We start from the raw sequence: 24,931 nt of genomic DNA on the forward strand, positions 1-24,931 counted from the left end.
TTCAGCAGCTGCTGAATCGTCTCCTCCGGGATCGTCTTGCTGCCGTCGAAGTAGCGGCTGAGGTGCTTGTTCATGATCTTGTCGAGATCCATGGTGTTGTGCCTTCCGTGAGATGTGGTCGTAGGTGGGAGTCGGATGCGTCAGGAGGCGCGGGTGAGCAGCTCGCCCACGCGGTCGAAGCCGATGCCGGCGGTCGCCGACGCGATGTCGCCGGCTCTGAGGGCGCGGGCGGCCTGCTCGAGGGCGGTCATGGCGTTGGTGTACAGCGCGGGTCCGAGACTGATGCGCTTGACCCCGGCCGCCTGCAGCTCCGCGACGGTCAGCACCTGATCCGCCGGCGAGATGAGCACGTTGACCGGAGTCGGCGCGACGGCCGCGACGATCGCCTCGAGGGAGGCGAGATCCGGTGGAAACGGGGCGTAGACCACGTCGGCACCGACCTCGGCGAACGCGGTGAGGCGTCGGATGGTGTCGTCGAGGTCAGGGCGGCCCTGGAGATAGTTGTCGGTGCGGGCGGTGACGACGATGCGTCGCTTCGCCGCATTCACAGCGCTGCGGACGCGCTCGACGGCCTGGTCGAAGTCACGGATCGGGGCATCCGGATTCCCCGTCGTGTCTTCGATGCCGATGCCGGCCAGACCGTACGCCACGGCTCGGTCGACGGTCGCGGCGACGTCTTCGGCGGTGAGGCCGTAGCCGTCCTCGAAATCGCCGTTGACCGGCAGCCCCGTCACCTGGCCGAGCAGGCGGGCATGGTCCAGGTGCTCGTCGCGCGAGACCGCGTGGCGACCGTCCTGCCGCCCGAGCGCGGCGGCCAGCGCCGCTGACGACGTGCCGATCGCCTCGAAGCCCGCGTCGGCCAGGATCAGTGCGGAGACGGCGTCCCACGCGTTCGGCAGGACGAGCCCGCCCTCGCGGATGTGCAACGCCATGAACTTCTCGTAGAGCTCAGAACCGGGCATGGGAGTTCCTTCCGAAGCGCTCGCGGGGTGCCGGCTGATCACGCCGCGGCTGCCGTCGAAGCAGCCGAGGGGATGTCGACGGTGGTCTGGTTGACGTTGTTGATGTAGTTCGTCATCAGCGCGCGCACTGCCAGCGTGACGATCCCGAGGATCTGCGGATCGGTGTAGCCGGCGCCGCGGACCGCGGCCAGGTCGGCGTCGCTCACGTGCCCTCGCGTCTCGATGATGCGGTGCGTGAAGCGTGCGACCGCCGCCCGCTTCGGGTCCACCGAGCTTCCGGCGCGCGCCAGCTCGATGTCCTCGATCGACATCCCGCCCTGAAGGGACCCGGCCGTGTGCAGTGCCAGGCAGTAGTCGCAGCCGTCGGCCTCCGATACGGCGAGCGCGATCGTGTGCCGGGTCTTCGCATCGAGCAGCCGGTTGGCCTTCGTCTGCAATGTCATGACGATGTCGAGCACAGCCGGGTTCGACGCCAGGGTGGCGAACATGTTCGGGACGAACCCGAACCGGCCGGCCACCTCATCGAGTGCGCGGTTCGTCTCTTCGGGAAGCTCGGCGGTGGGGGAAACGTTCAGACGCGACATGAGCGATCGACTCCAGTCCTGGGTGGTCGGTGTCCGACCTCGGTGATTTTTGGGCTGCTTAGCCCACTTGGTTGATGAAACACCAGAATGGAATGGGTTGTCAAGCCCATTTTTGATATGATCGGAATCATGAAGTCCACGACGGCAGCGCCGGAGCCTCAGCAGCTCACCGAGAAGGGTCAGGCGACTCGTGCGCGGATCCTCGAGCACACGGCCGAACTGATCTACCGCAACGGCGTCCATTCGACCAACAACGAACAGGTCCGGCGCGCCGCCGGCGTCAGCGGGTCGCAGCTCAACCACTACTTCCCCACCAAGGAGAGCCTCGTGCTCGCGGTGATCGCGTGGCAGGCCGACAACGTGCTCGCGCTGCACCGGAGCGGGGAGTTCGATCACTTCGAAGACCTCGAGGGATTCCGGAAGTGGGCCGCCTTCTATGTTGGATACGAACGCGCGTTCCACGAAGGATGCACCCTCGGCTCGCTCGCCAGCGAGATCATCAAGACCGACCTCGACGTCCATGACGAGCTCGCGCGCGCGTTCAGCCAGTGGAGGGAGATCTTCCAGGATGCGTTGGCGGATCTGCAGCGTCGCGGCCGACTGAGCGCCGAGGCCGATCCCCGGCAGCTTGCGAACCTGCTCTTGGCCGCCTTCCAGGGCGGGATGATCCTCGCCCAGATCGCTCAGGAGATCTCCCCGCTCGAAGACGCACTGCAGGCGGCGCTGGACCACGTGGAGTCCCTTTCGGTCTAGCGGACGCGCTTCAGGACGCGCCGCGCCGAGCGACGACACCGGGGCGCTTGGCATCGATGACGTCCGCATAGCCGGGGTTCTCGTCGACGAACGCGGCGTCGACCGGACACAAGTTCGTCACCGACCCGCGCTGGCGCGTCACATGACCCGGGAGTCGGAGCATGAAAGCTCGTAGTCCTGGTGTGGTCGGCAGCACCGGCAGCTCGCCAAAACCATCGATCTCGGATCTGATCGCTCGACCCCTGAAACTTGAAACGCGATCGAGTCGGGGAGAAACGCGCTAATGTCCGTTCTCTTTTGAGTCGGAATCTCGTGCCGCTGATTCACCGCGATCGAGGTTCCTCAGCTCCGCAAGGTCGTCGTGAGTGAGGTTGAAATCGAAGATCTGTGCGTTCTCCCGCAGCTGTCTGGGGTCGTCCGCGCGCGGAATCGGGACGATGTTGTGCTGCACATGCCACCGCAACAACACCTGCGCGGGGGTGCGACCGACCCGGTCTGCGATGTCTACCACGACGGGATCTGTGAGCAAGGGGCCTCCGCGCCCGAGCGGACTCCAGGCCTCGGTCACGATGCCCCACCGCTTGTGCAGATCACGGATATCGTCGCGCGCCAGGTCGGCACTCAGTTGGATCTGGTTGACGTCGGGCACGCGTCCGGTAGCGGCGACGATCCGTTCCAGAGGTGGTCGTTTGAAGTTTGAGACGCCGATTGCTCCGACCCGCCCCTGCTCGACGAGTCTTACAAGACCCCGCCACGCCGCAACATAGGTGTCGAGCCAAGGCACTGGCCAGTGAATGAGGAATAGATCGAGGTAGTCGAGCCCGGTCCGTCGGAGGCTCTCGTCATAGGCGCGCTGGACACCATCTACGCTGTGATCCTCCTTGTTGAACTTGCTGGTGACGAAGATCTCCTCGCGAGCGATCCCGCTCTCTCGGATCGCCGCGCCAACCGGTTCCTCGTTGAGGTACTTGTGAGACGTGTCGATCAGTCGATAGCCGATGTCGAGCGCCAGCGCGACCATCTCGTGCACCGCGTCGCCCTCGAGCGGCCACGTGCCGAGACCCAGACGCGGAATCGAGTGTCCGTGGAGGAGGGGGATCGGGGCGGGGTTCACCGGAGCACCCCCGTGATTAGCCCAACGCCTCGCTCAACCGCATCGAGGCGTCCTTGAGTGCTCGCCCGAAGGTCGCGACCTTCGAGACCGGAAGACGATGGACTGGGGCAGCGAGGTTGATGGCGAGATTGATGCCCGCTGAGTTCGCGACCGAGACTGCGACCGACGCCACACCGTCCTCGCTCTCCTCGCGGTTCGTCGAGTAGCCCTGGCGCCGAACGGCTTCGAGTTCCTTCTCGAGGTCCGCAAGGGACTGAACGGTATGCGAGGTCACCGCGGGGAGCGAGTCCGTTGGAAACAAGCGCCCGAGCTGTTCTGCCGGCAGGCTGGCAAGCATCGCCTTGCCGGTCGAGGTCGCGTACGCCGGGATCTCCCGTCCAAGGCGTGAGGCGACGCGGACTGCCGCCGCCGGCTCGGACGCCGCGATGAAGCGGACGTTCGCGCCTTCGAGGATGCCGAGATGGCTCGTCTCGCCCATCGAGGAACTGAGATCCTCGAGGATCGGCTGCGCCAGGCGCGGAAGATCCATGCGCCGGAAAATCGAGAAGGCCACGCTCGTGAGTGTCGGACCCGGACCGTAGGTCTTCGTGCGCGGATCCTGACGGGCAAATCCGCGCCAGATGAGCATTGCGAGGATGCGGTGCGCCGTCGAAGACGCCACCCCGAGTTCGGCGCTGACGTCGGTCAGCCTTACCTCCTCCGTACGCTCGCCAAGAAGGAGGAGCAACCGCAGTGCGTTGTCCACTGACTCGATCGGGTATTGGGGCGCTACACCGTCGCCGGGCGATTTCTGCACAACAGAAATCGTATCCTCTTGTGGTCACGGGGACCATCCTCAGACCGCGGGCGTGACCGACCGCGCGCCGTCGCCGCTCAGGCGCGCCGCGACCTCGGCTCGATCGGTTCTCGTAGCCACCGCTCGCCGCGTGTTAACGAGCGCCCGCGGCCAGTTGACGACGAGCGCGCCGGTCAGCGAGTCGCCACTCTCCGAGTAGAGCACGGCGAAGCGCTGGTCCTCCTCGGACCCGATGATGACGATGTCGTCGGCGCCGGTGCGCCCGACCACCTGGATCTTCCAGTCGTACTGGTCGCTCCAGACATACTCGGTCGTGTCGTAGTCCTCGCAATCATCAGGGTGGACGATGTTGTGTGCGACGACGCGAGCCTGATCAACGGCATTGGTCCAATGTTCGAGGCGCAGCGAGACGTTGCGCGACGCACTCGCCCAACGTGCGATATCGCCGACGGCAAAGATCTCAGGATGCCCGATGGCCCGCAGCCCAGAGTCGCAGATCACCCCGTTGTCGAGTTCGATGCCGGAACCCTCGAGCCACTCCGTGTTGACCACAGCTCCGATACCGACGAGAGCTGCATCGGCCTCGATGATCTCGCCGCCATCGAGCACCACGCGCACCCCGTCTGCCGTCTGTTCGACGCCTTCGACTGTCCTTCCGAAGTACTCCTCGACGCCCTCATGCGCATACTTGCGGCTGAAGATCTGGCCGACCTCGGCATTGAGCACCCGCGACATCGGCGCCGGGAACGGGTCAACCATGCTGACCCGCACGCCCGCCGTGATCGCGGTCGCGGCAGCCTCACCCCCGATGAAGCCTGCGCCGATGACCACAAGGTGCCTCGCTGTGGCCAGCTCATCCCGCAAGCGCTCGGCATCGCCGCTGGTACGCAGCAAGTGAATATGCTCACCTTCACCCCACGGAGAGCGACGGGCGCGTGACCCGGTGGCGATCACGAGTGTGTCGTATGAGACAGCTGCACCGTCCGCGAGCGTCACAACCTGGCCTTCGAGGTCGACGGATGCCGCGGGCGTGCCGAAGATCGAGATGGCTCCGATCCCCCGCGTCTCGTGCTCGGAAAGAAGTTCGATCTCGTGTCGCGCCGTCTCACCGGTGAGGTACTTCTTCGAGAGCGGAGGTTTGTCGTAGGTGGGATGGCGCTCCTGGTCAATCAGGACGATCTCGCCCTCGAACCCCTCGCTTCGAAGAGCTTGGGCGGTCTTGAGCCCACCAACAGAGGCGCCGACGATGACGACCCGCGACACGTCAGTCCTCCACAACCAAGGCGGAGACGGGGCAGCTGCGCGCCGCCTCCTCTACTCGCTTGCGCTCACTGTCGGGCAGGTCCTCGCGCAGAACGATCACCAGGGCGTCGTCATCGAGGTCGAAGTAGTCGCCCGCGGCGACAACGCAATTGGCGTAGCCCTGACAGGCGCTGCGGTCTGCGATGATCCGTGCCATCGGTCTCTCCTTTCTACTGCGGTCGCATTTCGGGGAACATCGGCTGGTCAGGCCGCGCGATCATCTCGGAGAACGTCTGCGTGGTCTGCCAGGTCAGGGCCTCGAGCTCCATGGGATCGATCGCGATCCACTGGCCAGTTTTCGGGGCGTCGATCAGAAGCCTCGTGCCGTTGTGAGTTTCCACACGGCGCACTTCGATCTCCGAAAACTCGTTGGCGATGACGAGCGGCTCCCCGACGGTGCGGGCGACAAGACGCTCGCGCTCCGCAGCCGCAGCCGCCGCGGCATCACGATCGACGTCGGCACCCTCCCAGTCGAGGCCGCTCACAGGAAGATCGCCAGGTTCTGGATGCGGAGCACCGACTCGTCCACCATGATCACCCGACGTGCCAGCTGCAGGTCGTCACCGACGCGACGCAATACATCCTCGCGGTGAGCGGAGATGATTGACGGCTCGTTGACGTCTCCCCGGCTGCGGAACAGCAGGACGGCGGAGTCGACGATGAGCTCGTCCTCGACCGAGGACAGGAACACGCGCACGTTCGTCACGTAATGACGCAGGCGTGAGGGAGGGTCCTCCGTCCAAGCGTGTTCAGTCAGGAATCGCGCGACCCGGCGGCTGAGCGAGTACTTATTCTCGTCCCAGTGCGACATCCCCCTCGCCGTCGTGAAGGAAGACCCGAGAGCCGTCGTCTGACGCACCGGCATGATGTAGTGAATATCCTCTGTAAGCGTCTCAAGCCAGTGCTCGTACCGTTGCTCGTCGAGGGTGTAAGCCTCTTCAATCAACCAACGATGCGCCTCGAGATGCAGTTCGTCGGAGAACAATAGGGACCGCCCGACTCGATCGGCGCGCGTGGCGTGGGCGCCGAGACGCGATTGCTCGGATATCTGGACACCGGTCTCGGTGTTCATCATGCGGGTGCCTCCCCGTTGTTGGTGATGCCTGTACCGATGCTCGCGACCTGCACCTCGACTTCGTCATCGGTGTCGAGGTAGTCGGCCCAGCGATCGAGCAGATGACGCTGGTTGTACTCGCCGTAACCAACGTGCGCGACGCCTGGACCGGCGAACTGTTCAGGAGTCAGCGCAGCGACGACCGGAGTGTCGTCTTTGAGAGTCCCCATCCGACTGTTGAGCAGGAGCCGTCGAGCCATCGAACCCTTGGCAGTCGTGGTCAGCGAGACCCAGTTCTCGACATCGTCCTGCTCGAACATTCCCGTGCTACCGAAGCACATCAGGTAGGCCTTGTACGAGAGATCCTTGAACTCCTCCGGCGCCTCGGCATCGACCGCGAACCAGGAGTAGACCTCCGTCTCGTTCTCGCTAATGGGCTGCCACGAACGGATCGAGATGAAGGGCAGCACGTCGTCCCCGTCCTCCACCTTCGGCCAGTTGTGCACGAAACTCATGTTCGGGAAGAGCGATGCCGCAGAGATCATGAACCCGTCACGGCCAATCACATCGAGCTGCTCAGGCGACCACTGCTCCTTCATCCGCTCGATCATCGCGTCGGGATATCCGACATAGCGCAGCCGCTCCTCGAGGCTGCCAGGCGGGAGCTTGTAGGTCGTGCCGCCGCCGTTGCCGGCCCAGTACGTGTTGCCGTCCTTGCGCTTCTCCGCCTTCGGCTCACGGAACAACCCGATCTCGACGACCGAGGTGTGGGTCTGGGGCGTGTGATACATGTCGCCGGCGAAGTTCTCGGCGCCGATCTTCCAGTTCGCCTTGACGCGCCACCGCTGCGGGCCACGCAGCTCGATGCCCTTGGCGCTCTGCCCCGTGTAGTAGTCGAGGTAGAACGCGAAGTCGCCGATGTATTCCCGCAGGGTCGGCGCGTTCGGGTCCATGCTGATGAAGATCAGACCGTTGTATGTGTCGAGGTTCGGCGCCGGGAGCAGTCGTGCACCCTTCTTGTTGAACCCTGCCTCACCCCCGTAGGCCTCCTCGTGGAACGGGAGGCCCATAATCCGGCCGTCGTTGCGGTATGACCACCCGTGGTAGGGGCAACGGAAGTGGGAGGCGTTGCCGACCTCGGCGCGGCACACCTGCATCCCGCGGTGCAGGCACATGTTGAAGTGCGCCCGAATCTCACCACTCTCATCGCGCACGACGATAAACGAGTCGTCGAGCACATGCCGCACCACGTAGTCACCGGGCTGAGGGATCTCGGATTCATGTCCGACGAAAATCCACGCGCGGCTGAAGAGCTTGCTCTTCTCCTGCTCGAAGATCTCCTCGTCGTTATAGATGTGCGCCGGGATCATGCCGCGCCGCACGTCCTCGAAGATCGTCGTCTTGCTCGCCATTGGGCCGCTGCTTCCTGATGTCAGAGTCCTATTCCGCGCCTTGAAGATGATGTCGGTCGAGACCGGTTTTCTTTAAGACAGAATCTGATTCTGCTAGATTTTCCAGGAATTCGCAATCGGAGATCACGCCTCGAAGGAGAAGTGGATGATGAACGACTACGTCGACGAACGCATGCTCGTCGCCAATGCTTGCCGCGTGCTCGCGGTCCGGGGGCTCGTGGACGACATCCTCGGGCACGTCAGCCTGCGGGTCGACGACGACACCGTCCTCATCCGAGCCCGCGGACCGCAGGAGCGAGGGCTGCGGTTCACCACCGCCGACGACATCCTCGCCGTGCCCCTTGAGGGATCGTTCGAGCTCGCCGGCGGGTACCGGGCGCCGAACGAGCTGTCTCTGCATCTTGAGCTGCTGCGCCGCAATCCTGCGGCTCGATCCGTCGTCCACGCGCATCCGCCGGCTGTCGTCGCGTTCTCGCTGACCGGACGGACGTTGCTACCGATTGTCGGTGCCTTCAACATCCCCGCTATGCGGATGGCGCGCGGCGGCATCCCCGCGCATTCCTCGTCTGCGCTGATCCGCAACCACGCACGCGCGACGGCCATGGCGGACGATTTCGGCACGCGGCCGGTCGGCATCCTGCGCGGTCACGGCCTCACCGCCGTCGGCGAGAGCGTCCCGCAGGCCGTCATCCGCGCGATCAATGTCGACAGCCTGGCTCGCGTGCACCTCGCCGTTCTGCAGGCAGGGGCCGAGCCTATGCCGATCGACGACGACGATCTCGCCGACCTGCCCGACCTGGGTGACGCATTCAACGACGGGCATCTCTGGCGATTCCTGCTGCAGGAACTTGCTGAGCAACGGCTCCTGCTGTACTCGGGCCATCAGAGATGACCGGCGCCCGGGTCGCGATCAGCTGCACCATCCTCACCGCCGCGGGCGTACATTTGGACCGAGCCACTCCGTTACAAGGTTGAGCACCGCATCGCTGTTCGACTCCTGCATCAGCATGTGGCCGTTGCCAGCCACGTTCGCTGCCGTCAACGCGACGAACCTGACATCGCCGCCTCGCTCGGCGAGCCAGTCAGCAGTCGCGCGGTCCGACTCGATCGGATGATCGGTGTCGTGGGTACCGACCATCACGAGGGTCGGTAGGCCGTCCAACTCCCTGTCGCCGATATGGACCTGCGCACCGCGAACGTTCTGCCGCTCGAGGAGGAGCCCGGCTGGGATTGGCACCAGCTGCGAACGGAGCTCGTCCAGGTGACCGGGTGGGAATTGCTCGCTTGCACCGACCAGCTTCGTCTCGATGAACTCTGATCCGGGATGCCACCAGCCGCGACGGGGAAGCCTCCAGGTGAGCGGGCGTCCCTGGACGACGATGTGATCGGCGTCCTCCTCCAGCACGGCGGGCTCGGGCTGGATGTCCCCGGGGGGAGCGGGTGCCAGCGCGACTAGGGCGATCAGTGAATCCCGATGGTGGAAAGCGACCCGATAACCGAAAGCGGCGGACATGGAGTGGACCACGAGGACGACCGGGCCGCCGAGCGCAGCGATTAGCTCCACGATCGCGCCGGCGACCGCCGCCCCATCCAGCCGCGTGTCGGGGTCCCATGCGCCGCCAGCCGACAACCCAGGCCACGTCATCACGACCGCGCGGTATCCGGCTTCGGCGAGACGGGGCGCCCACCCGGGTCGCCCGCCGATCGCTCGACTCCAGCCATCGGGGCCCACCCCCCCGCCGTGAACGAGCAGCACCGTCGCACGGGCGGGGCCGCCGGGCAGCCATTCGGCGTAAGCGACGGTCCCAGCGGAAGTCGCGAAAGAGCGAAACGTCGTCACGACATAACGGAGACGATGGCTGCTGCCAGCTCCACCGGGCGCGTCAACATGGCCATGTGGCTCCCCGGCGAGCTCGCGGTCGTCGGGTTCGTGAGCCGGTCTGCTGATGCGCGGTACAACTCCTGCGGCACAGCCCGATCCTCTTGCAGGAAGATGTAGCCGCTCGGCACGTCACCGGTGCCGGCCGACCGAAGACGGATCGGCTCGTCGAGCCAACCGCCAGGCGACGGCACCAGACGGGGCTCGACCTGCGCGTGAAGCTCCTCCGATCCGTCCTGCAAGAAAGCCGTCATGAATAGCTGCGGCGGGATCGGCACGCTCTGGTCGGGCGAGGATGCGGCTGTGCCACGGGCGAAATTCGCCAACTCGGCGGGGAGGATCGCATTGATCGACTCGCCGTCGGCGAGTACCCACGCGTCGATGAAGATCGCCTGCTCCACCTGCTCCGGCATCGCCTCAGCTACGAGCTGGATGATCGGGCCGCCGCCACTGTGGCCGACTACGACGAACCGGTCCCACCCCTTGTCGGCGATCCGGCCGATGAGATTGTCCGCCATGGTCGAGAGCGTGACACCTGCACGGTCGTCGTTGTCACCGAGACCCTGCAAGGTTGGGGCCCATACCTCGTGGCCTGCCTTCGTGAGCTCAGCGACAACGCCGTCCCACGCCCAACCACCCTGCCAACCTCCATGAACCAAGACGATGCGCATTCTGGAACTCCTTTGTTCACCGACGGCGGGTTCCGTCGGATGGACTCCCACTCTACCTAGCAGAATCTGTGCAGAACAACAGTCCTGCTCGATCCCTTCAGAAAGGGTCATTCGTACTCGTCGAGCTTCCGGAGGACGGTCTATCTGAGCGGCGTCTCACGGAGGTCCTGCAGCATGATCGCCCGGTTCAGGGGCGAGCTGCTTTGCGGGACCTCTCTGGCCAGCATGACCGCCACTGTGCTGAGCAGGGTGCCGGTGACCCAACGCTGCCATTTGATCCACGTGGGTCGCGTCGACACGAATCCGGAGATTGTGCCGGCGCCCAGCACGATGAGGGAGTTGACGATCATGCTGACGATGATCTGAACTTCGCCGAGAACGAATCCCTGAGCGGTCGTGTTTCCCTGCCCGTGATCTATGAACTGCGGGATGATCGCGAGGTACATGACGGCGGCCTTGGGGTTGAGCAGGTTGGTGACGAGCCCCATCCGGAACAGCTTCAACCGGGAGTCGCGCGCGAGAGATTGTGCCTCGAATAGCCCCTTGCCGTCGGGGCGCAGCGTTGCGGACGCCAGCCACGCGAAATAGAGCACTCCAGCGGCGTTCAGGTCGATGTAGAGCCAAGGCACGGCGACGAATACGATGCCGAGCCCCAGGTTGGCCATCGTTAACACACTCTAGGTCGATCTGCCTGCCGCAAGCGGGCATCTGAGTTGAGTCGGGCCAACTGTAGGAAAATGCCATTTCGCGTGGAATCCTGGCCCTGAAACCGTTGTCAACTACCGTGGAATCGCGAGGGTTTCATGTCATCTCAAGCGGGAACCTACACGCGTAGCGCCAGTCGCTCCGCTGTCGAGCCCCGCATGTCCTCATCTCTGCCGCTGCGCGGCAAGACCGCCCTCGTCACCGGCGTCTCCCGACGCGCGGGAACGGGTTCGCCGTCGCGGTGAACATCGCATCCCTGGGTGCGCACATCGTCATCCATCACCACCGCCCGCACGATCTCGATCAGCCCTGAGGCGGTGACGACCTCGAGCAGGTCCGCTCGGGTGTCCGGCGGCATCTGGCCGAGGATGCGCGATTCGCCGACATCGCCGCTGACCTCTCCGACTCCGCCAGGATCCCCGAGCTCATCCACACGGCCGCCGGGCCTGAAGCGATGACGGGCCTGAACGGCGGGCCGTTCGATGAAGCCCGTCACGCCGTGCCTGACACCCGCTGTGCACCGCCGCTAGCCTTGCCGCGTGGAAGCGGACTGGATCGAGCACCGTCGTTCTGGTGACGGCGAACGCGTCGGGTGGATGCAACCCGTCGGCGACGGGTTCATCGCGATCGACCTGCTGGGACGGCCCCGCAGCGAGGTCGTGGACTGGATGCGCGCTGAGGGGATTCTCGACGAGCTCGGTCTGGGCTACCTCGCCGATCCTCACGAACTGCGGCTGGACGACGGAACCTGGCTGCGCGTGCGCATCGCTGAGGTGTCACCGTCGACGATCCGGGTGAAGAAGGATGACTGGGGCGACATGACGGCGACTCAGATCTATCACTCGGTCGCGTTGCCCGTGACCGACAGCCGGCTTCGCGCGCTGTCATGATGGGGCCGTGCCTTCACCTTTCGCGACGTGGCTGAGAGGACAGCCCTCGCTCACGGGGTCGCCGCCGCCCTTCGACGTGACGGCGCTGCCCGCCCACCCGGTCGAGCTCTTCCAGGCGTGGATCGAGCAGGCCGTCGCGGCGGGAGTGCCGGAACCGCTGGCCGCGACTCTGGCAACTGTCGATGCTGCGGGCGTGCCCGACGCGCGGACCCTGATCCTGAAGGACGTCGACAGCCTGGGCTGGGCGGTGGCAGGGCCGCGCTCGTCCGCCAAGGGAGCTCAGCTCGCGGTGAACCCGGCGGCGGCGCTCAACTTCTGGTGGCAGCCGATCATGCGCGCCGTGCGTCTCCGGGGACCGGTGCGCGAGGCATCTCGCGAGGAGAGCGACGCGGACCTCGCCGCCCGATCGCCCGCAGCACGAGCGGGCATCGAGTCCGGTGAGTGGGTGCTGTGGCGCATCATGCCGGTGAGGGTCGAGTTCTGGCAGGGCGCCGAGGATCGTCGGCACACGCGGGTCGTGTACGAGCTGCGCGACGGCGACTGGCATCACAAGCCCCTACCCGCTGCGGGTTGAGTGTCGAGGAGAGGAGAACGCGGTGACGGATCATGAGGTGACTCAGATCGGGGCGCCGGATGCCTGGCGTGATCATTTCGGCGGCTTCGTCCCGGCGCGGTCGCGCGACGGGCGTCGGGTCGTCGACCACGAGCTGGCGATGCAGTACATCGGCATGACGGCCAATGCGCTCCTCCCCGGCGAGGACGCCGGCTACTGGCACACGCACGCGGCCATCGAGGAGCTGTACGTCTTCCTCGAGGGACGCGGCCAGATGGGTCTCGACGAAGAGGTCGTGGATGTCGAGGCCGGGACCGTCGTCCGCGTGGGTCAGGGCGTATGGCGAACGTGGCGCGCGGTGCCCGACAGCCCGACCGAGCTGCGCTGGCTGTGCATCCGGGCCGGGGGAGACCAGCTGCCCCACATCCCCGACGACAGCACGCGCGACCCCGACCGGCCGATGCCCTGGTGACGACCACGGTCTGCACGGCCGTCCGGCGGCTCACGTGGAACCCGCACGTCAGCAGGCGCCCGCCGAGCGCACTCGAGCCCCGTGACCGGCGTCACGGGGCTCGATTGTCACTCGCTCCGGGAGCGGCGGTCACGCCGGGAAGTTGCTCGCTGTCAGAGTGATCACGGCGAAGTCTCCGCCCTCATCGGTGTTCCTGATGGTGTAGCTCTTCGAGACGAAATCGTCTCTCGGGATCAGGAAGTCGGTGTCGAGCGTGCCGTCGAGGTCGTCCGTCTGCTCGCTCGTGCCTTCGTAGAGCTTGCTCTGACCTGTCGCCTTCGCATCCCCGTTGGCCATCGCCTGGACGCTGATGGGCATCTCGACCCGCATCTCTCCGCCCGCGGTCGTGACCATGTTGATCAGCTCCTGCGGCGAGCCGTTGGTGACGACGACCTCCCCCGACTTGTCGCCCGAGTTGTGCTCGTTGCTGCCGAACGTCTCGTCGTCGGTCAGCTCCATGTGGGCGTTGATGGTGATGCGCCGGCGCACTTCCGGCGCATCCGGACCTGCCCCACCGCCGAGACCCTGCGGACGCACACCCCCACCGGCGGCCGGCTGATAGGTCGTCGCGGACACCGCGGCACCGAACGACGGGGACCACCCGATCTGTCCGTTCTGGAAGTCGCTGACCCGGGTTCCCCCCGGTCCGTCGTGTTCGTCTGACGTGGGGTAGCCCAGGAAGGACCGTTCCCATCCGAGCGCGGCGTAACGCCCTCGGATGTCGCCGTGGATCTCGAAGGCTCCCGTCGTCGGCGTCCAATAGATGGACCCGCCTTCGAAGTGGTTGTATCGCCCGACGGTGTCCGGCGTCGTGCTCTCGTCGGTCAGCGGGAACCCGAGGAAGCTCGCCTCCCACCCGAGCGACGCCCACTTGTCGCGGATCGCTCCGTGGACCTCGAACGCGCCGTACTCGGGGGTGTAGTAGATCGAGCCGTTCTGGAAATGCTGATACCAGCCCCGCTGATTGGGGGTCACCGACGGGGCGGACGTCGCCTGCCCGAGCCATCCCAGAGAGCTGTGCTTCTCCGCGATCTGAGCGGGACCCAGCGTCCGGAGTACGGGTCCCAGCGTGAGGTCGCTCATCTTGAAGCGAATTCGTCCAGCATCGATGCTTGTCATCTCTTGCTCCTATCGAATGATCGGGACGCCTGATCGTCGCCGATGCTCTGAGGAGGCCGGAGCGCGGGGTGCTGATACACGCTGCGCGGGAAGGCACCGGGTACACGCAGCGGAGATGGCCGTTCGTCGGAAGGCGTCGCCTTGCCTCACCTCTTCCGGCCCTCCATCTAATCGACACTTGTAGAATAGAACGGTCGCCCATGAAGCGACGGCCCCGGATCGCATCCGGGACTCCTCGAGGAGAAAGGTGCACACCATGGCACGCGTCGACAACAAAGTGGCCCTCATCAGCGGCGGAGCCCGCGGAATGGGAGCATCGCACGCACGACTGCTCGTGGCGGAAGGAGCGAAGGTCGTCATCGGCGATCTGCTCGACGCCGAGGGCGAGGCGCTGGCCGCCGAGCTCGGCGACGCCGCGCGCTACGTCCACCTGGACGTGACCGACTACGCCCAGTGGGAGGCCGCTGTGCAGACCGCCGTCGACGAATTCGGCGGACTCGACGTGCTGGTCAACAACGCCGGCATCGCGAACTTCGGCTCGATCGAGGAGTACACGCTCGAGGCGTGGGACACCATCATCGCGATCAACCTCACGGGTGTCTTCTACGGCACGAAGGCCGCGATCGAGCCGCTGAAGAAGAGCGGCAAGGGCTCGATCATCAACGTCTCCTCGACGGCGGGCCTGCAGGGCTATGAGGCCCTCCCCGGCTACAACGCCGCCAAGTTCGGCGTTCGCGGCCTGTCCAAGAGCACGGCGCTCGACCTCGGCAAGTACAACATCCGGGTCAACTCGGTGCACCCCGGCGCGATACGCACGCCGATGACCGACGGCCTGCCGAGCGAGCAGAACCACGTCGCGCTGCATCGCATGGGCGAGGCGATCGAGCTGTCGAACATGATCCTGTTCCTCGCCTCCGACGAGTCGAGCTTCTCCACCGGCGCGGAGTTCGTCGCCGACGGCGGCGAGACGGCCGGACTCTCGCACTACGAGTCCTGACACGATGAGCGAGTGGATGCCGCGGCCCGCGGCATCCACCCGTCTTCAGGAAGGCCGCGCCATGCGTGAGGATCCGCGCGCGACGCGCACCCGGCGTGCTCTCCGCGATTCGCTGCGTTCGCTGCTGCCGGAGAATCCCCTCGACGACATCTCCGTGGCGATGCTGTGCCGCGCGTCGGGCGTGCACCGCACCACCTTCTACGGACACGCGACGGGCGTCCGGCAGTTCGCCATCGCGGAGTTCACGGCCGAGCTCGACCGGATCGCGACGGTCGAGGTCCACGTCGACGAGGAGACCCCCGCGCACGTGGCGGGTCGCTACCTCGCCTCCCTGCGCGAGCTGCTCGCGCACCTCGTCATCGACCGGACCGTCTACCGGGCCCTACTGACCTCCGACTCGCGCGGAGCCTTCCGCGCGGCGCTCGAGTCGCGTCTGCGCGCGCGCGCCGAGGATGCGCTCGCCGTCTTCGCGAGCCAGGGCATCGAGGGGGCGCCCCGAGATCCGCGCGACCAGGCGGAGGCCGCGGCGTTCATCGCGGGCGCCATCGTCGGTGTCTTCGACGTCTGGACCCTCTCGGACGACGACGACCCGGTGGGGGCGGGCGCGCGCATCGCGACGCTCATGCCGCGGTGGTGGCCGATCGGCGCGTGAGCGCGGTCACTCGCCTCCGGAGTAATCCTGCGACCACGACCGTTCGGGCTCGATGAGGAAGACGGTCATGCCCGATCGCACGTCGTAGTCCGCGCCCGTGTAGAGGCGGGCGATGCGGTCGACGACCTCCATCGCCGGCTCGCCGGTGATGCGCTCGACGACGCGCCCGCGCACCGTCGCCATGTCCAGCGGCTGGTCGGGGCGGGTGGTGGAGAGCGCCACGCGCGGGTCGCGCTGCAGGTTGCGGTCCTTCCGCGAGTCCTCCACCATGAACACCGCGACCCGGTCGCCCTCGACGCCGACCCAGACCGGCACCGAGTGCGGGGCGCCGTCGGGCAGCAGCGTGGCGATGTGCGCGAGCGCGCCGCGTGCGAAGTAGGGCCGGACGGTCTCCCAAGAGCTCATACGCCCGATCGTATCGGCGGACGCGTCGAGCGGAACCGGGCCCTCCGACACTTGTCGCAAGTACCGCGGAGGCCCTGGCGGGGTGGGAATCGCCGGCGTTACCGTGGACGCACTCGCCCGGCATCCCGTGGCGGGATCACCACACCTCGTCCCAGGCTCCGGCTTGGTCCTACACGAACGCGGAGGTCGGTCATGGCATTTATCACCACAGAAGACGGCGCAGAGATCTACTACAAGGACTGGGGGCCTCGCGACGCGCAGCCCATCATGTTCCACCACGGCTGGCCGCTCTCGTCCGACGACTGGGACGCGCAGATGCTCTTCTTCCTGAGCAAGGGCTACCGCGTGGTCGCCAGCGACCGCCGTGGCCACGGGCGCTCGTCGCAGATCGGCACGGGCCACGACATGGACCACTACGCCAGCGATGCCAGCGCCGTCGTCGAGCACCTCGACCTGCGCAACGCCGTGCACATCGGCCACTCCACCGGTGGCGGCCAGGTGGCCCGCTACGTCGCGAAGTACGGGCAGCCGCAGGGACGCGTCGCGAAGGCCGTGCTCGTCTCGTCGGTGCCGCCGCTCATGGTGCAGACCGAGGCGAACCCCGATGGCACGCCGATCTCCGTCTTCGACGGCTTCCGCAGCGCACTCGCCGCGAACCGGGCGGAGTTCTTCCAGGCGGTCGCCGCCGGGCCGTTCTACGGCTTCAACCGGCCCGGTGCCGAGGTGTCGGAGCCGGTCATCGCGAACTGGTGGCGTCAGGGCATGACCGGCAGCGCGCTGGCCCACTACGAGGGCATCAAGGCGTTCTCGGAGACCGATCAGACCGAAGACCTCAAAGCCATCACGGTGCCGGTGCTCGTCACGCAGGGCGACGACGACCAGGTCGTGCCCTACAAGGACGCCTCCCTCAAGCAGCACGAGCTCCTGCAGAACTCGGAGCTCAAGATCTACGAGGGCTTCCCGCACGGCATGCTGACCACCCACGCCGACGTCATCAACCCCGACCTGCTCGCGTTCATCCAGAAGTAGGTCGAGCGCACGAGGGGAGGCGTGATCCGGTGATGCCGGGTTGCGCCTCCTCCCGCAATCAGACGACCGGATGCCGCGAGCCCACGTCCGCTCCCGATTCACGATCACCAGCGCAAGGAGTCACGCCATGTCCGATCCCACCACCCCCGCCGACCTCACCGGCACCGCGGACGAGCGGCGACAGCAGCTCGCGCAGCGTCAGGCGGAGGGACCGCTCCCGGCGGACTGGGTCACGCGTCAGCTGGTCGCCGCGCTGGAGGCCTGGGCCGCGGACGAGACCGTCCTCGACATCGACCAGGAATCGCGCACCGACTTCTAGGACCTGGCGGATCCGCGCGGCCGGTGCGCCGGCCCTCAGCCGTCGCCGAGACCGTCGAGCAGGTCCGCGCTGGGAGCGAAGAACACGCACCCCGTCTGCGCGGTGGAGAAGTCCAGGAGCCGGTCGTGCAGACCCGGGGGATCGCCGATGAACATGCGCTGCAGCATCCGCTCGATCACCCACAGGTGACGCGCGTAGCCGATGAAGTACGTGCCGAACTCGCCGGAGCCGGGCGAGCCGAACGGCATGTTGTCGCGCAGGATGTCGTGCTCGCCGTTCTCGTCGACGATCGTCGAGAGGGTCTTGTGCGACTTCTGGCCCTCGACCGCGTCGTCGAGCTCGATGTTGTCGGCCTTCGTGCGGCCGATGATGTGCTCCTGCGCCTCGGTCGTGAGTGCCCGCCACTTCTCGAGCGGATGCAGGTACTTCTGCACCACGACGTACGTGCCGCCTGCGCCCGGACCGTCGTCGTCCGTCAGCACGGTCGAATCGAGTACGGCGGGCCCGACAGGGTTGGCGGTGCCGTCCACGAAGCCGAGCAGATCGCGGGTGTCGAAGTAGCGGAAGCCGGTCGTCTCGTCGACGACGTCGACCGCGTCGCCCAGGATTGACAGCAGCTGGCGCTCCAGCTCGAAGCAGAGGTCGCGGCGGTCGGCGCGGATGTGGAAGAGCAGATCTCCCGGCGTGGCGACCGCGGTGTGCGCAGCGCCGACCACAGGCTGGAACGGCTTCAGCTCGCGAGGCGCCGGCTGTCCCGTGACGGCGGCCCAGACCTCGCTGCCGATCCCCACCGTGCACGACAGCGCTCCTGTCAGGTCGCGGAACGACACGTTCTTCACCAGATCGCTGACCGACCCCAGCCCGGCACGGACCGCGGCGCGGGCCTCATCCGAGTCGCGCACGGTGAGCACGAGGAAGATCGCGTGCTGGGTGAGCGGGGCATCCACCTTCTGCGGTTCGATCGGCACGCGGTGGGACGGGGCGTCTGCGCTCATGCGAGGATCCTTCGGGCGGCGAGCTGGGCCCCCAGCATCCCAAGATCCGCCCGCGGGCGCATCCGACACGTGTCGTGAGATCCGTGTCGGGCGTCGTCAGGGCTGCGAGAGGGAGTCGAGCGCCGTCTGGATCTCCGCCGCCCACCAGTCCGGCCGCTCGTGGGGCTGCACGAGATCCAGCGCACGCTGCAGATCTCGGCGCGCCTCCTCGGTCTCGCCGAGGCCGAGGAGGGCGAAGCCGCGATGACGGTGGGCGCGTGCGAGGAAGGCCGGCTCGTGGGGGAAGAGCGCGGCGTCGTCCATGATCTGCTCCGCCACGACCACGGCCTCGTCGTACCGTTCGAGCTGGAGGAGGGCTTTGGCGGCGATGGCGGTCTGCGCGTTGTTGGCGCTGCTCCATTCGCGGATGGAGAGGTCGGCCTCGCGCTCGTCGAGCAGGCGCCGGATTTCGTCGGCCTCGTGGAGCGCCCGCTTCGGGTCGTCCTCCATCCACCCTGTCGCGAGGAAGTAGCGGCTCTGCACCTGCGCCTCGACGAGGTCATGGCTCGTCGCCTCGGCGAGGGCCTGCGTGGCCGTCTCCCGCGCGGCCGCGAGCTCTCCGCGTCGGGCCTGAGCCCACGAGAGGGTCACAAGTGCCCAGACGGCCGGGCCCACGGCTCCGGCCTCGACGGACGTGTCCCGGGTGCGTCGTGCCAGCTCCAGCGCATGGTCGGCATCGCCGTCCAGCAGGCCGAGTTCGAGCGAGGTCTGCAGCTCCAGCTGCGTCGCGAGGACGCGCCGGTCGCCGAGCTGTTCCGCCGCTGCGACGGCGATCCGCGCGACGGTGCGCCAGTGGGGGAAGGCGAGCCATCGCTCGGAGAAGCGCACCAGGGCATCCGCCGCTGCGAGCACCGCGGCCCGCGGAACGCCGGGAGTGGCCGCAGCGGACTCCAGCGCGCCGAGCCACGCGTCCGCCTCCGTCTGCAGCCATTCCCGCGCCGAGGCGAGGCTCGCGTCGCTCGGCCCGGCCGCAGCATCCTGTTCCTCATCGACCAGCGCCATCCTGCGCGCGGTCTCGAGGATCCAGTGGCGCAGACCGGCCTGTCGCTCCTCGATCTGCCCCTCCGTCTCGGACGACGCGAGCTTGTCCTTCGCGTATACGCGCAGGAGATCGTGCATGCGATACCGCTCGCCGATCAGCGGCTCGAGCAGCGCGCTGTCGACGAGCTCGTCGAGGCTCTCGGCGGCAGCCTCGGTGCTCAGAGCGTCGACCGCCGCCGTCATGTCGGCGCGGAAGGACGGGCCGGTGATGAGCGAGAGTCCGCGGAACAGCCGCTGCGACCGCGGAGTGAGCGCGTCGTACGACAGCGCGAAGGCGGAGACCGCGCTGAGATCGCCGGCGACGAGCTGGCGCAGGCGAGTGGCCTCGGCGCCGAGACGCCGCGTGAAGTCGGCGACGGTCCAGCCCGGCCGCGACGAGATCCGGCTGCCGGCGATGCGCAGGGCGAGCGGGAGATCGGCGCACAGTGCGGCGAGCTCGTCGAGGTCGCCGTCGGCGCGCTGCGCGGGGGCGATGATCCTCGAGAGCAGGTCGATGCTCTCGGGTCGGTCGAGGGGGCCGAGCACGACGCGGCGGCAGCCCTCCAGCCCGGCGAGCGGACGTCGTGATGTCAGGACGAGGCGGACGGGATGCAGCGCCGTCAGCACCGGCCGCACCTGCTCCTCGCTCGCGATGTTGTCCAGGAGCACGAAGAGCGAGGCGCTCGCTGTCGCCCGGCGCCACGCGGCGACCGCGTCGTCGAGCGTGTCGGCTTCTTCGCGCGCCTCCGTCTGCCGGAGGAGAGCCTGCAGCACCTGCAGGGGAGACAGCGGAAGGGTGTCGGGGCTGTGGACATTCGCGAAAAGGATGCCGCGGGCGTCGGTCGATGCCCGGTGAAGCGCCTCGAGGGCGACCGTGGTCTTGCCGACGCCCGCCGTGCCGCTCAGCAGGACCGGCGTGGTCGCGGCGCCTTCCCTGAGCAGCTCCGCGAGAACCTCCATCTCCGCGTCGCGTGCCGCGAAGTCCGGCAGGCGGAAGGGCCGAACGGAGACCGACGGGGTCTCGGCCGGGGCGCCGCGTCGTCCCGGCCGTGCCGCGCGGAGGAAGTCCGCGCGGTCGTCGCCGGCGAGCTCGAGCGCGTCGGCGAGGGCGATGACGGTGCGCCGCTGCGGCCCGGTGCTCACGCCGCGCTCGATGTCGCCGATGGCGCGAGCGCTGAGCCCGGACCGCTCGGCGAGGTGCTCGATGGTGAGATCGGCGTGGTGTCGGCGGCGGCGCAGCAGGACCCCGAACGGATGCTGCGACACGAACTCGCCCCCTGGCCACCGGACACCCGTTCGCCACGCGCGTCCTTCTGGGATTCCGCGGGCGATGTCCTGCGGCGAGCCTGCCAGATCCCGGAATCGCCGCAAAATCCCTGGCGCGGATTTCTGCCCCCTTTCTTCCTGGTCCTGCGTGCCGTCCACGAGGTCGAATGGGTCGTACCCGGAAGCACCGCCCGGCCACCCGGCCGGTTCGCATCGCGGCCCCGTGTCGCGACCCACCGTGAGGCATGAGGCATGAGCAACGTCGTACGCGAGTCGGAGGGTGCGCGCCAGGCCGACCGCGACGGGGTGTTCTTCGCCCTGACCTCCGTCGACCCGCTCGTCCGGCGCGACGCCTTCGAGACCGCCGTCGACAACCGGTGGCTGCGGAGAGGGCAGGACACGATCGTCCGCGTCGTGCTGATCGACAGTGCGGTCAGCGTGCTCCGACGCGCGCGCTTCGGTCGTCGGCTGACCGCGCTGCGCCCCGGTGTCGTGCAGCTCGCGGGGCTGCGGAGCGGGGCCGTGATCCTCGTGGGTCATGCCGGCGGCGCGGACCTGGATGCGCGCATCCACGGCGAAGCAGAGGCCCGCGGCATCCGGATCCTGGGGATCGGGACCGCCTCACCGTCGCCCACGGCCCCCGACCTGGAGCGGGCTGTGGCGGAGGCCACGCACGCCGCGGAGCTGTCGGCGGCCTTCGAGGAGTTCCGCCCGGCCGTCGACAGCAGCGACCTCGGCGGGTGGCTGCTGTTGGCGACCGCGAGGCTCGATCCGGCGAGCCTGGCCGCCGTGTCACCCGCCGCGCACGCCCTCGTCACCCGAGGCGATGAGATCCAGAGACGCACCGTCGAGACGTACCTCGACGTGGCCGGAAACGTCCCCGCCGCGTGCGAGGTGCTGTTCATCCACCGGACGACGCTCTATTACCGCCTCGAGCGGATGCCGGCCGAGGTGCGCGAGGCGCTCGCCGACGGCATGAAGCGCAGCACCCTGCACCTCGCCCTCAAGCTGATCCGGCTGTGGGAGGCCGGGGGCCGGATCTGAGGTGAGTCAGGAGTCGTCGCCCCGCACCGCCGCGCGCACCTTGTCGACGGCGATCTTGGGCGTGCGATCTTCGCGCAGCAGACCGTTCGTCTCCTGCCCGGTGTCGGTCAGCTGGGTGTAGCAGAAGCCGCTCAGCGGCGCTGCCGTCGCCACCGCGCGGATGAGTGCGCAGACCCGCTCGCCGAACTCATCGGGGCTCGCGGCGGTGGAATAGCCCCAGTCGGTTCCGTTCTCGGGGCGAAGGCTGACACCGCCGAACTCCGTGAGCATGACGGGCTTCGTGTGTCCGTCGCTCTCCACGGAGATCTTGCGCCCGGCCGGCCCGTAGCCGTCGAGCATCCGGTCGAGCGCCGCGGCGTCGCCGTATCGAGCGGTGAGCACCGCGGGGCTCGCGGCGTAGTCGTGGATGGTGAGGATGTCCGACCGGGTGTGCTCCCACCCGTCATTAGAGATGACGGGACGCGTGCCGTCGAGCGCGCGCGTGACATCCGCGACGGATCTGCTGAACGCCCTCTGACGGTCGTCGTGCGCGATGTGCTGCACACCCCAGCTCTCGTTCAACGGCACCCAGGCGATCACGCTCGGGTGCGAGATGTCTCTCTCGACGAGAGCCATCCACTCCGTCATGAGATGTGAGATGGCGCGGCGATCGAACGCGTAGGCGTTCGCCGTCTCCGCCCACACCATGAGGCCGAGCCGGTCGGCCCAATACAGGAAACGCGGATCCTCCGCCTTCTGGTGCACGCGGGCGGTGTTGAAGCCGAGTTCGAGGATCAGCTCGACCTCCCGCCTCAGAGCGTCGGCGCTCGGTGCGGCGAGGTGGGACTCGGGCCAGTAATTCTGGGCGAGGACGGCCCGCACGGTCGCCGGCCGGTCGTTGAGGAGGAAGGCCGCGCCGTCGGTCGCCACGGAGCGGATGCCGACGTAGCTCGACACGACGTCTTCGCCCCTAGGGGTCTCCACGCGGACGGAGGCGTCGATCAGGGTGGGATGCTCTGGACTCCACAGCAGCTCCTCGTACTGCTGTCCGTTGTGCTGACGCGGCAGATGCAGGCGAACGGTGCACGAGCCGCTCAGAAGGCGCGTGCGAGACTCGGCGAGCAGTCCACCGTCGTGCCGAAGCTCGACGTGCACCCAGCTGTCGTCCTCGGTGGCGCCGGCGACGTCGATCTCCAGCCCTACATCGGCGGACGGGATGTCGGTGGTCCAGCGCAGGGCGCTGACCGATGTCGCGGGCACCGCTTCCAACCAGACGGGCTGCCAGATGCCCGTCGTGCGCTGATACCAGATCGAATGCGGCTCGTCGCGCCAGTCCTGCTTGCCGCGCAGGATCGAGACGTCGGCGGAGTCGTCCAGCGCGTGGACGACGATCTCGTTCTCGCCTTCGAGGAGCGCGTGCGAGATGTCGGCGCTGAACGGCGTCTGACCGCCGCGGTGCCGGGCGACGATGACACCGTTCACCCACACGGTCGCCTCCCAATCGACGGCGCCGAAGTGCAGCAGCACACGACCTGCGGCATCCGATCGCCCAGCGGCCCCCAGCTCCGCCGGTCCGAAGGTCCGCCGGTACCAGACCGAGTCCAGTCGGCCCGGGTCGCCTATGCCGGACGCGCGGGATTCGGGCGGGAAGGGCACGAGTATCGACCGCTCGAAGACGATGTCCGCGGGCTGGGCATCCGCCCGTCCGGCGGAGAACTGCCACGAGCCGCAGAGGTCGGACCACTGCGCTCGCATGAGCTGCGGCCGCGGGTACGTCCCGTCCTGTGCGGAGGCGATGGGCGGGATGCTGTCGGTCACGAGTCTTCTCCTGACGTGCTCGCGCGGCGGGCGATGGTGAACGGGATGACGTGGCCGCCGCGGGCGGGTGGCTCCGCTCCGAGCAGCTCGATGGCGGTGCGCGCGAGGGCGACCGTGTCGGGCGCGACGGAGCTCAATGACGGAGTGCTGAATGCCGCTTCGTCGATGTCGTCGAATCCGATGACGGCGACGTCCCCCGGTACAGACACTCCTCGCGCGATGAGGACATGCATCGCGCCGAGCGCGAGGAGGTCGTTGAACGCGAAGATCGCGTCGAAGGGCGTCCCGGCGTCGAGCAGAGCGGTCGCAGCATCCGCTCCGTCGGCGCGATGGTAGCGGTCCACGGCCGACACGAGGGCGGGGTCGTAGGGGACCCCGGCGGCTGCCAGAGCCTGACGGTAGCCGGAGAGGCGGAGGACGGATGTCTCGTTCGGACCGTCCTGCTGCGCGCCGATCGCGGCGATGCGGCGGCGGCCGAGGGAGATCAGATGCTCGACCGCCGCACGTGCGGCGGCGGTGTTGTCCACGGTCACGTGGGCGAGGTCGGTTTCGCCCACGTGCTCGCCGAGCAGGATCATCGGCGTCGCGTCGGTGCGATGCGCCAGGTCGGCGGCGGTGAGCGCGAGCGGGCTGAGTATCAGGCCGTCCATGACGGGCACGTCGATGCCCTCCGCGATCCGGCGCTCCGCCTCCTCCTGGCCGTCTGTCTGGTTGATCATGACCGTGATGGAACGCTCTTGCGCAGCGCGGACGAGGTCGGAGGCGAGTTCGGCGAAGTAGGGCTGACTGAGGTCCGGCAGCGCGACCGCGATCATGCCGGACCGCCCGCGGCGGAGATTGCGCGCTGAGACGTTCGGTCTGTAACCGAGTTCGTCGATCGCGACGCGCACGCGCGACTTGAGGTCGTCGGTCACCCACCCGGTTCCGTTCACGACATTCGACACGGTCTTCGCGGACACGCCGACGCGCTCGGCGACGTCCTTCAATGTGGTGCGTCCCACTGCCGTCGCCTCCTCGCCGTGCAGCCGCCTGACCATCAGAGTCGGCCGGGCAAATAGTTCAA

30 protein-coding genes are annotated in these 24,931 nt (G+C 67.5%); 10 read left to right on the top strand and 20 right to left on the bottom strand.

Annotation, left to right across the window (positions count from 1 at the left end; genetic code table 11):
* Positions 1–140: 140 nt before the first annotated feature.
* Positions 141–962, bottom strand: a complete 822-nt coding sequence (locus tag ABC304_RS17820) for an isocitrate lyase/PEP mutase family protein (RefSeq protein ID WP_412928398.1) — start codon at positions 960–962, stop codon at positions 141–143.
* A gap of 38 nt (positions 963–1,000) precedes the next feature.
* Positions 1,001–1,546 (bottom strand): carboxymuconolactone decarboxylase family protein, encoded by a 546-nt coding sequence (locus tag ABC304_RS17825; RefSeq protein WP_412928397.1) that lies wholly within the window; start codon positions 1,544–1,546, stop codon positions 1,001–1,003.
* A 129-nt stretch (positions 1,547–1,675) separates the two neighbouring features.
* Between ABC304_RS17825 and ABC304_RS17830 the strand changes: the two genes are divergently transcribed.
* Positions 1,676–2,299, top strand: a complete 624-nt coding sequence (locus ABC304_RS17830; RefSeq protein ID WP_412928396.1) for a TetR/AcrR family transcriptional regulator — start codon at positions 1,676–1,678, stop codon at positions 2,297–2,299.
* A gap of 10 nt (positions 2,300–2,309) precedes the next feature.
* Here the strand turns inward: ABC304_RS17830 and ABC304_RS17835 are convergent, their stop codons facing one another.
* The 8 genes from ABC304_RS17835 to ABC304_RS17870 all read right to left on the bottom strand — a co-directional run bounded on the left by ABC304_RS17835 (position 2,310) and on the right by ABC304_RS17870 (position 7,977).
* The gene (locus ABC304_RS17835) at positions 2,310–2,462 is read right to left on the bottom strand and encodes a hypothetical protein (protein WP_412928395.1); all 153 of its coding nucleotides are present in this window, start codon (positions 2,460–2,462) and stop codon (positions 2,310–2,312) included.
* A 117-nt stretch (positions 2,463–2,579) separates the two neighbouring features.
* Entirely contained in the window at positions 2,580–3,413 is an 834-nt protein-coding gene (locus ABC304_RS17840; RefSeq protein ID WP_412928394.1) for an aldo/keto reductase, read from the bottom strand.
* Between the two features lie 16 nt (positions 3,414–3,429).
* Complete coding sequence (locus tag ABC304_RS17845; protein ID WP_412928393.1) at positions 3,430–4,209, bottom strand: IclR family transcriptional regulator; 780 nt, start codon at positions 4,207–4,209, stop codon at positions 3,430–3,432.
* 39 nt (positions 4,210–4,248) lie between these two features.
* Positions 4,249–5,472, bottom strand: a complete 1,224-nt coding sequence (locus ABC304_RS17850; RefSeq protein WP_298745227.1) for an NAD(P)/FAD-dependent oxidoreductase — start codon at positions 5,470–5,472, stop codon at positions 4,249–4,251.
* 1 nt (position 5,473) lies between these two features.
* Positions 5,474–5,668, bottom strand: coding sequence for a ferredoxin (locus ABC304_RS17855; RefSeq protein WP_194384099.1), 195 nt, complete (start codon positions 5,666–5,668; stop codon positions 5,474–5,476).
* 13 nt (positions 5,669–5,681) lie between these two features.
* On the bottom strand, positions 5,682–5,996 hold the full coding sequence (locus tag ABC304_RS17860; protein WP_138173433.1) for a hypothetical protein: 315 nt from the start codon (positions 5,994–5,996) through the stop codon (positions 5,682–5,684).
* Positions 5,993–6,586, bottom strand: coding sequence for a 3-phenylpropionate/cinnamic acid dioxygenase subunit beta (locus ABC304_RS17865; RefSeq protein WP_412928392.1), 594 nt, complete (start codon positions 6,584–6,586; stop codon positions 5,993–5,995). Before ABC304_RS17865 ends, ABC304_RS17860 begins: the two co-directional genes overlap by 4 nt.
* Positions 6,583–7,977: a Rieske 2Fe-2S domain-containing protein gene (locus ABC304_RS17870; protein WP_194384097.1), complete on the bottom strand. Its 1,395-nt coding sequence runs from the start codon at positions 7,975–7,977 to the stop codon at positions 6,583–6,585. Before ABC304_RS17870 ends, ABC304_RS17865 begins: the two co-directional genes overlap by 4 nt.
* A 145-nt stretch (positions 7,978–8,122) precedes the next feature.
* Here ABC304_RS17870 and phtC point away from each other — a divergent pair, with 145 nt between their 5' ends.
* Positions 8,123–8,869, top strand: coding sequence for a 3,4-dihydroxyphthalate decarboxylase (gene phtC, locus ABC304_RS17875; protein ID WP_194384096.1), 747 nt, complete (start codon positions 8,123–8,125; stop codon positions 8,867–8,869).
* A 33-nt stretch (positions 8,870–8,902) separates the two neighbouring features.
* Here phtC and ABC304_RS17880 read toward each other — a convergent pair whose 3' ends face one another.
* The 4 genes from ABC304_RS17880 to ABC304_RS17895 all read right to left on the bottom strand — a co-directional run bounded on the left by ABC304_RS17880 (position 8,903) and on the right by ABC304_RS17895 (position 11,728).
* Positions 8,903–9,817: an alpha/beta hydrolase gene (locus ABC304_RS17880; protein WP_412933022.1), complete on the bottom strand. Its 915-nt coding sequence runs from the start codon at positions 9,815–9,817 to the stop codon at positions 8,903–8,905.
* On the bottom strand, positions 9,814–10,527 hold the full coding sequence (locus ABC304_RS17885; RefSeq protein WP_169080449.1) for an alpha/beta fold hydrolase: 714 nt from the start codon (positions 10,525–10,527) through the stop codon (positions 9,814–9,816). The genes ABC304_RS17880 and ABC304_RS17885 overlap by 4 nt, the downstream gene beginning before the upstream one ends.
* Before the next feature lie 140 nt (positions 10,528–10,667).
* Positions 10,668–11,192, bottom strand: coding sequence for a LysE family translocator (locus ABC304_RS17890; protein WP_169080451.1), 525 nt, complete (start codon positions 11,190–11,192; stop codon positions 10,668–10,670).
* Positions 11,193–11,350: 158 nt separating this feature from the next.
* Positions 11,351–11,728: a hypothetical protein gene (locus ABC304_RS17895; protein ID WP_412933024.1), complete on the bottom strand. Its 378-nt coding sequence runs from the start codon at positions 11,726–11,728 to the stop codon at positions 11,351–11,353.
* 43 nt (positions 11,729–11,771) lie between these two features.
* On the opposite strand from ABC304_RS17895, the gene ABC304_RS17900 reads away from it, so the two are divergent.
* Genes ABC304_RS17900 through ABC304_RS17910 form a run of 3 tightly spaced genes read left to right on the top strand, consistent with a single transcriptional unit; the run spans position 11,772 to position 13,147 of the window.
* Positions 11,772–12,122 carry a hypothetical protein gene (locus tag ABC304_RS17900; RefSeq protein ID WP_412933026.1) on the top strand — a complete coding sequence of 117 codons (351 nt, stop codon included), beginning with the start codon at positions 11,772–11,774 and terminating at the stop codon, positions 12,120–12,122.
* A 7-nt stretch (positions 12,123–12,129) separates the two neighbouring features.
* Positions 12,130–12,696: a pyridoxine/pyridoxamine 5'-phosphate oxidase gene (locus tag ABC304_RS17905; protein WP_412933027.1), complete on the top strand. Its 567-nt coding sequence runs from the start codon at positions 12,130–12,132 to the stop codon at positions 12,694–12,696.
* Positions 12,697–12,718: 22 nt separating this feature from the next.
* Positions 12,719–13,147, top strand: a complete 429-nt coding sequence (locus tag ABC304_RS17910) for a cupin domain-containing protein (protein WP_412933029.1) — start codon at positions 12,719–12,721, stop codon at positions 13,145–13,147.
* Between the two features lie 129 nt (positions 13,148–13,276).
* Here the strand turns inward: ABC304_RS17910 and ABC304_RS17915 are convergent, their stop codons facing one another.
* Positions 13,277–14,305 carry an LGFP repeat-containing protein gene (locus ABC304_RS17915; RefSeq protein WP_412933031.1) on the bottom strand — a complete coding sequence of 343 codons (1,029 nt, stop codon included), beginning with the start codon at positions 14,303–14,305 and terminating at the stop codon, positions 13,277–13,279.
* A 256-nt stretch (positions 14,306–14,561) separates the two neighbouring features.
* Between ABC304_RS17915 and ABC304_RS17920 the strand changes: the two genes are divergently transcribed.
* Together ABC304_RS17920 and ABC304_RS17925 are read left to right on the top strand one after the other, a co-directional pair.
* Entirely contained in the window at positions 14,562–15,302 is a 741-nt protein-coding gene (locus ABC304_RS17920) for a glucose 1-dehydrogenase (protein ID WP_412933033.1), read from the top strand.
* 61 nt (positions 15,303–15,363) lie between these two features.
* Positions 15,364–15,954 (top strand): hypothetical protein, encoded by a 591-nt coding sequence (locus tag ABC304_RS17925; protein WP_412933035.1) that lies wholly within the window; start codon positions 15,364–15,366, stop codon positions 15,952–15,954.
* Between the two features lie 6 nt (positions 15,955–15,960).
* On the opposite strand, the gene ABC304_RS17930 is transcribed toward ABC304_RS17925, so the two are convergent.
* The gene (locus tag ABC304_RS17930; RefSeq protein ID WP_412933036.1) at positions 15,961–16,359 is read right to left on the bottom strand and encodes a TIGR03618 family F420-dependent PPOX class oxidoreductase; all 399 of its coding nucleotides are present in this window, start codon (positions 16,357–16,359) and stop codon (positions 15,961–15,963) included.
* Between the two features lie 192 nt (positions 16,360–16,551).
* On the opposite strand from ABC304_RS17930, the gene ABC304_RS17935 reads away from it, so the two are divergent.
* Positions 16,552–17,388: an alpha/beta fold hydrolase gene (locus tag ABC304_RS17935; protein WP_412933038.1), complete on the top strand. Its 837-nt coding sequence runs from the start codon at positions 16,552–16,554 to the stop codon at positions 17,386–17,388.
* 127 nt (positions 17,389–17,515) lie between these two features.
* Positions 17,516–17,707, top strand: a complete 192-nt coding sequence (locus ABC304_RS17940) for a hypothetical protein (RefSeq protein WP_412933040.1) — start codon at positions 17,516–17,518, stop codon at positions 17,705–17,707.
* Positions 17,708–17,742: 35 nt separating this feature from the next.
* On the opposite strand, the gene ABC304_RS17945 is transcribed toward ABC304_RS17940, so the two are convergent.
* On the bottom strand, positions 17,743–18,702 hold the full coding sequence (locus ABC304_RS17945) for a Dyp-type peroxidase (RefSeq protein ID WP_412933042.1): 960 nt from the start codon (positions 18,700–18,702) through the stop codon (positions 17,743–17,745).
* A gap of 96 nt (positions 18,703–18,798) precedes the next feature.
* The gene (locus ABC304_RS17950; RefSeq protein WP_412933043.1) at positions 18,799–21,027 is read right to left on the bottom strand and encodes a helix-turn-helix domain-containing protein; all 2,229 of its coding nucleotides are present in this window, start codon (positions 21,025–21,027) and stop codon (positions 18,799–18,801) included.
* Between the two features lie 252 nt (positions 21,028–21,279).
* Between ABC304_RS17950 and ABC304_RS17955 the strand changes: the two genes are divergently transcribed.
* On the top strand, positions 21,280–22,071 hold the full coding sequence (locus tag ABC304_RS17955) for a helix-turn-helix domain-containing protein (RefSeq protein ID WP_412933045.1): 792 nt from the start codon (positions 21,280–21,282) through the stop codon (positions 22,069–22,071).
* A gap of 6 nt (positions 22,072–22,077) precedes the next feature.
* Here ABC304_RS17955 and ABC304_RS17960 read toward each other — a convergent pair whose 3' ends face one another.
* Both ABC304_RS17960 and ABC304_RS17965 read right to left on the bottom strand, forming a co-directional pair.
* Positions 22,078–23,868 carry a glycoside hydrolase family 2 TIM barrel-domain containing protein gene (locus tag ABC304_RS17960; RefSeq protein WP_412933047.1) on the bottom strand — a complete coding sequence of 597 codons (1,791 nt, stop codon included), beginning with the start codon at positions 23,866–23,868 and terminating at the stop codon, positions 22,078–22,080.
* Positions 23,865–24,869, bottom strand: a complete 1,005-nt coding sequence (locus ABC304_RS17965) for a LacI family DNA-binding transcriptional regulator (RefSeq protein ID WP_412933048.1) — start codon at positions 24,867–24,869, stop codon at positions 23,865–23,867. Before ABC304_RS17965 ends, ABC304_RS17960 begins: the two co-directional genes overlap by 4 nt.
* Positions 24,870–24,931 lie beyond the last annotated feature (62 nt).

Source organism: Microbacterium jepli (assembly GCF_047237905.1).
GTDB lineage: Bacteria > Actinomycetota > Actinomycetes > Actinomycetales > Microbacteriaceae > Microbacterium.

Bases quoted from the DNA above. Each gene is read 5' to 3' on its own strand.
- ABC304_RS17820 (WP_412928398.1), bottom strand. From the start codon at position 962: ATGCCCGGTTCTGAGCTCTACGAGAAGTTCATGGCGTTGCACATCCGC.
- ABC304_RS17825 (WP_412928397.1), bottom strand. From the start codon at position 1,546: ATGTCGCGTCTGAACGTTTCCCCCACCGCCGAGCTTCCCGAAGAGACG.
- ABC304_RS17830 (WP_412928396.1), top strand. From the start codon at position 1,676: ATGAAGTCCACGACGGCAGCGCCGGAGCCTCAGCAGCTCACCGAGAAG.
- ABC304_RS17835 (WP_412928395.1), bottom strand. From the start codon at position 2,462: ATGCTCCGACTCCCGGGTCATGTGACGCGCCAGCGCGGGTCGGTGACG.
- ABC304_RS17855 (WP_194384099.1), bottom strand. From the start codon at position 5,668: ATGGCACGGATCATCGCAGACCGCAGCGCCTGTCAGGGCTACGCCAAT.
- ABC304_RS17865 (WP_412928392.1), bottom strand. From the start codon at position 6,586: ATGATGAACACCGAGACCGGTGTCCAGATATCCGAGCAATCGCGTCTC.
- ABC304_RS17870 (WP_194384097.1), bottom strand. From the start codon at position 7,977: ATGGCGAGCAAGACGACGATCTTCGAGGACGTGCGGCGCGGCATGATC.
- phtC (WP_194384096.1), top strand. From the start codon at position 8,123: ATGATGAACGACTACGTCGACGAACGCATGCTCGTCGCCAATGCTTGC.
- ABC304_RS17885 (WP_169080449.1), bottom strand. From the start codon at position 10,527: ATGCGCATCGTCTTGGTTCATGGAGGTTGGCAGGGTGGTTGGGCGTGG.
- ABC304_RS17890 (WP_169080451.1), bottom strand. From the start codon at position 11,192: ATGGCCAACCTGGGGCTCGGCATCGTATTCGTCGCCGTGCCTTGGCTC.
- ABC304_RS17915 (WP_412933031.1), bottom strand. From the start codon at position 14,305: ATGACAAGCATCGATGCTGGACGAATTCGCTTCAAGATGAGCGACCTC.
- ABC304_RS17920 (WP_412933033.1), top strand. From the start codon at position 14,562: ATGGCACGCGTCGACAACAAAGTGGCCCTCATCAGCGGCGGAGCCCGC.
- ABC304_RS17925 (WP_412933035.1), top strand. From the start codon at position 15,364: ATGCGTGAGGATCCGCGCGCGACGCGCACCCGGCGTGCTCTCCGCGAT.
- ABC304_RS17930 (WP_412933036.1), bottom strand. From the start codon at position 16,359: ATGAGCTCTTGGGAGACCGTCCGGCCCTACTTCGCACGCGGCGCGCTC.
- ABC304_RS17935 (WP_412933038.1), top strand. From the start codon at position 16,552: ATGGCATTTATCACCACAGAAGACGGCGCAGAGATCTACTACAAGGAC.
- ABC304_RS17940 (WP_412933040.1), top strand. From the start codon at position 17,516: ATGTCCGATCCCACCACCCCCGCCGACCTCACCGGCACCGCGGACGAG.
- ABC304_RS17945 (WP_412933042.1), bottom strand. From the start codon at position 18,702: ATGAGCGCAGACGCCCCGTCCCACCGCGTGCCGATCGAACCGCAGAAG.
- ABC304_RS17955 (WP_412933045.1), top strand. From the start codon at position 21,280: ATGAGCAACGTCGTACGCGAGTCGGAGGGTGCGCGCCAGGCCGACCGC.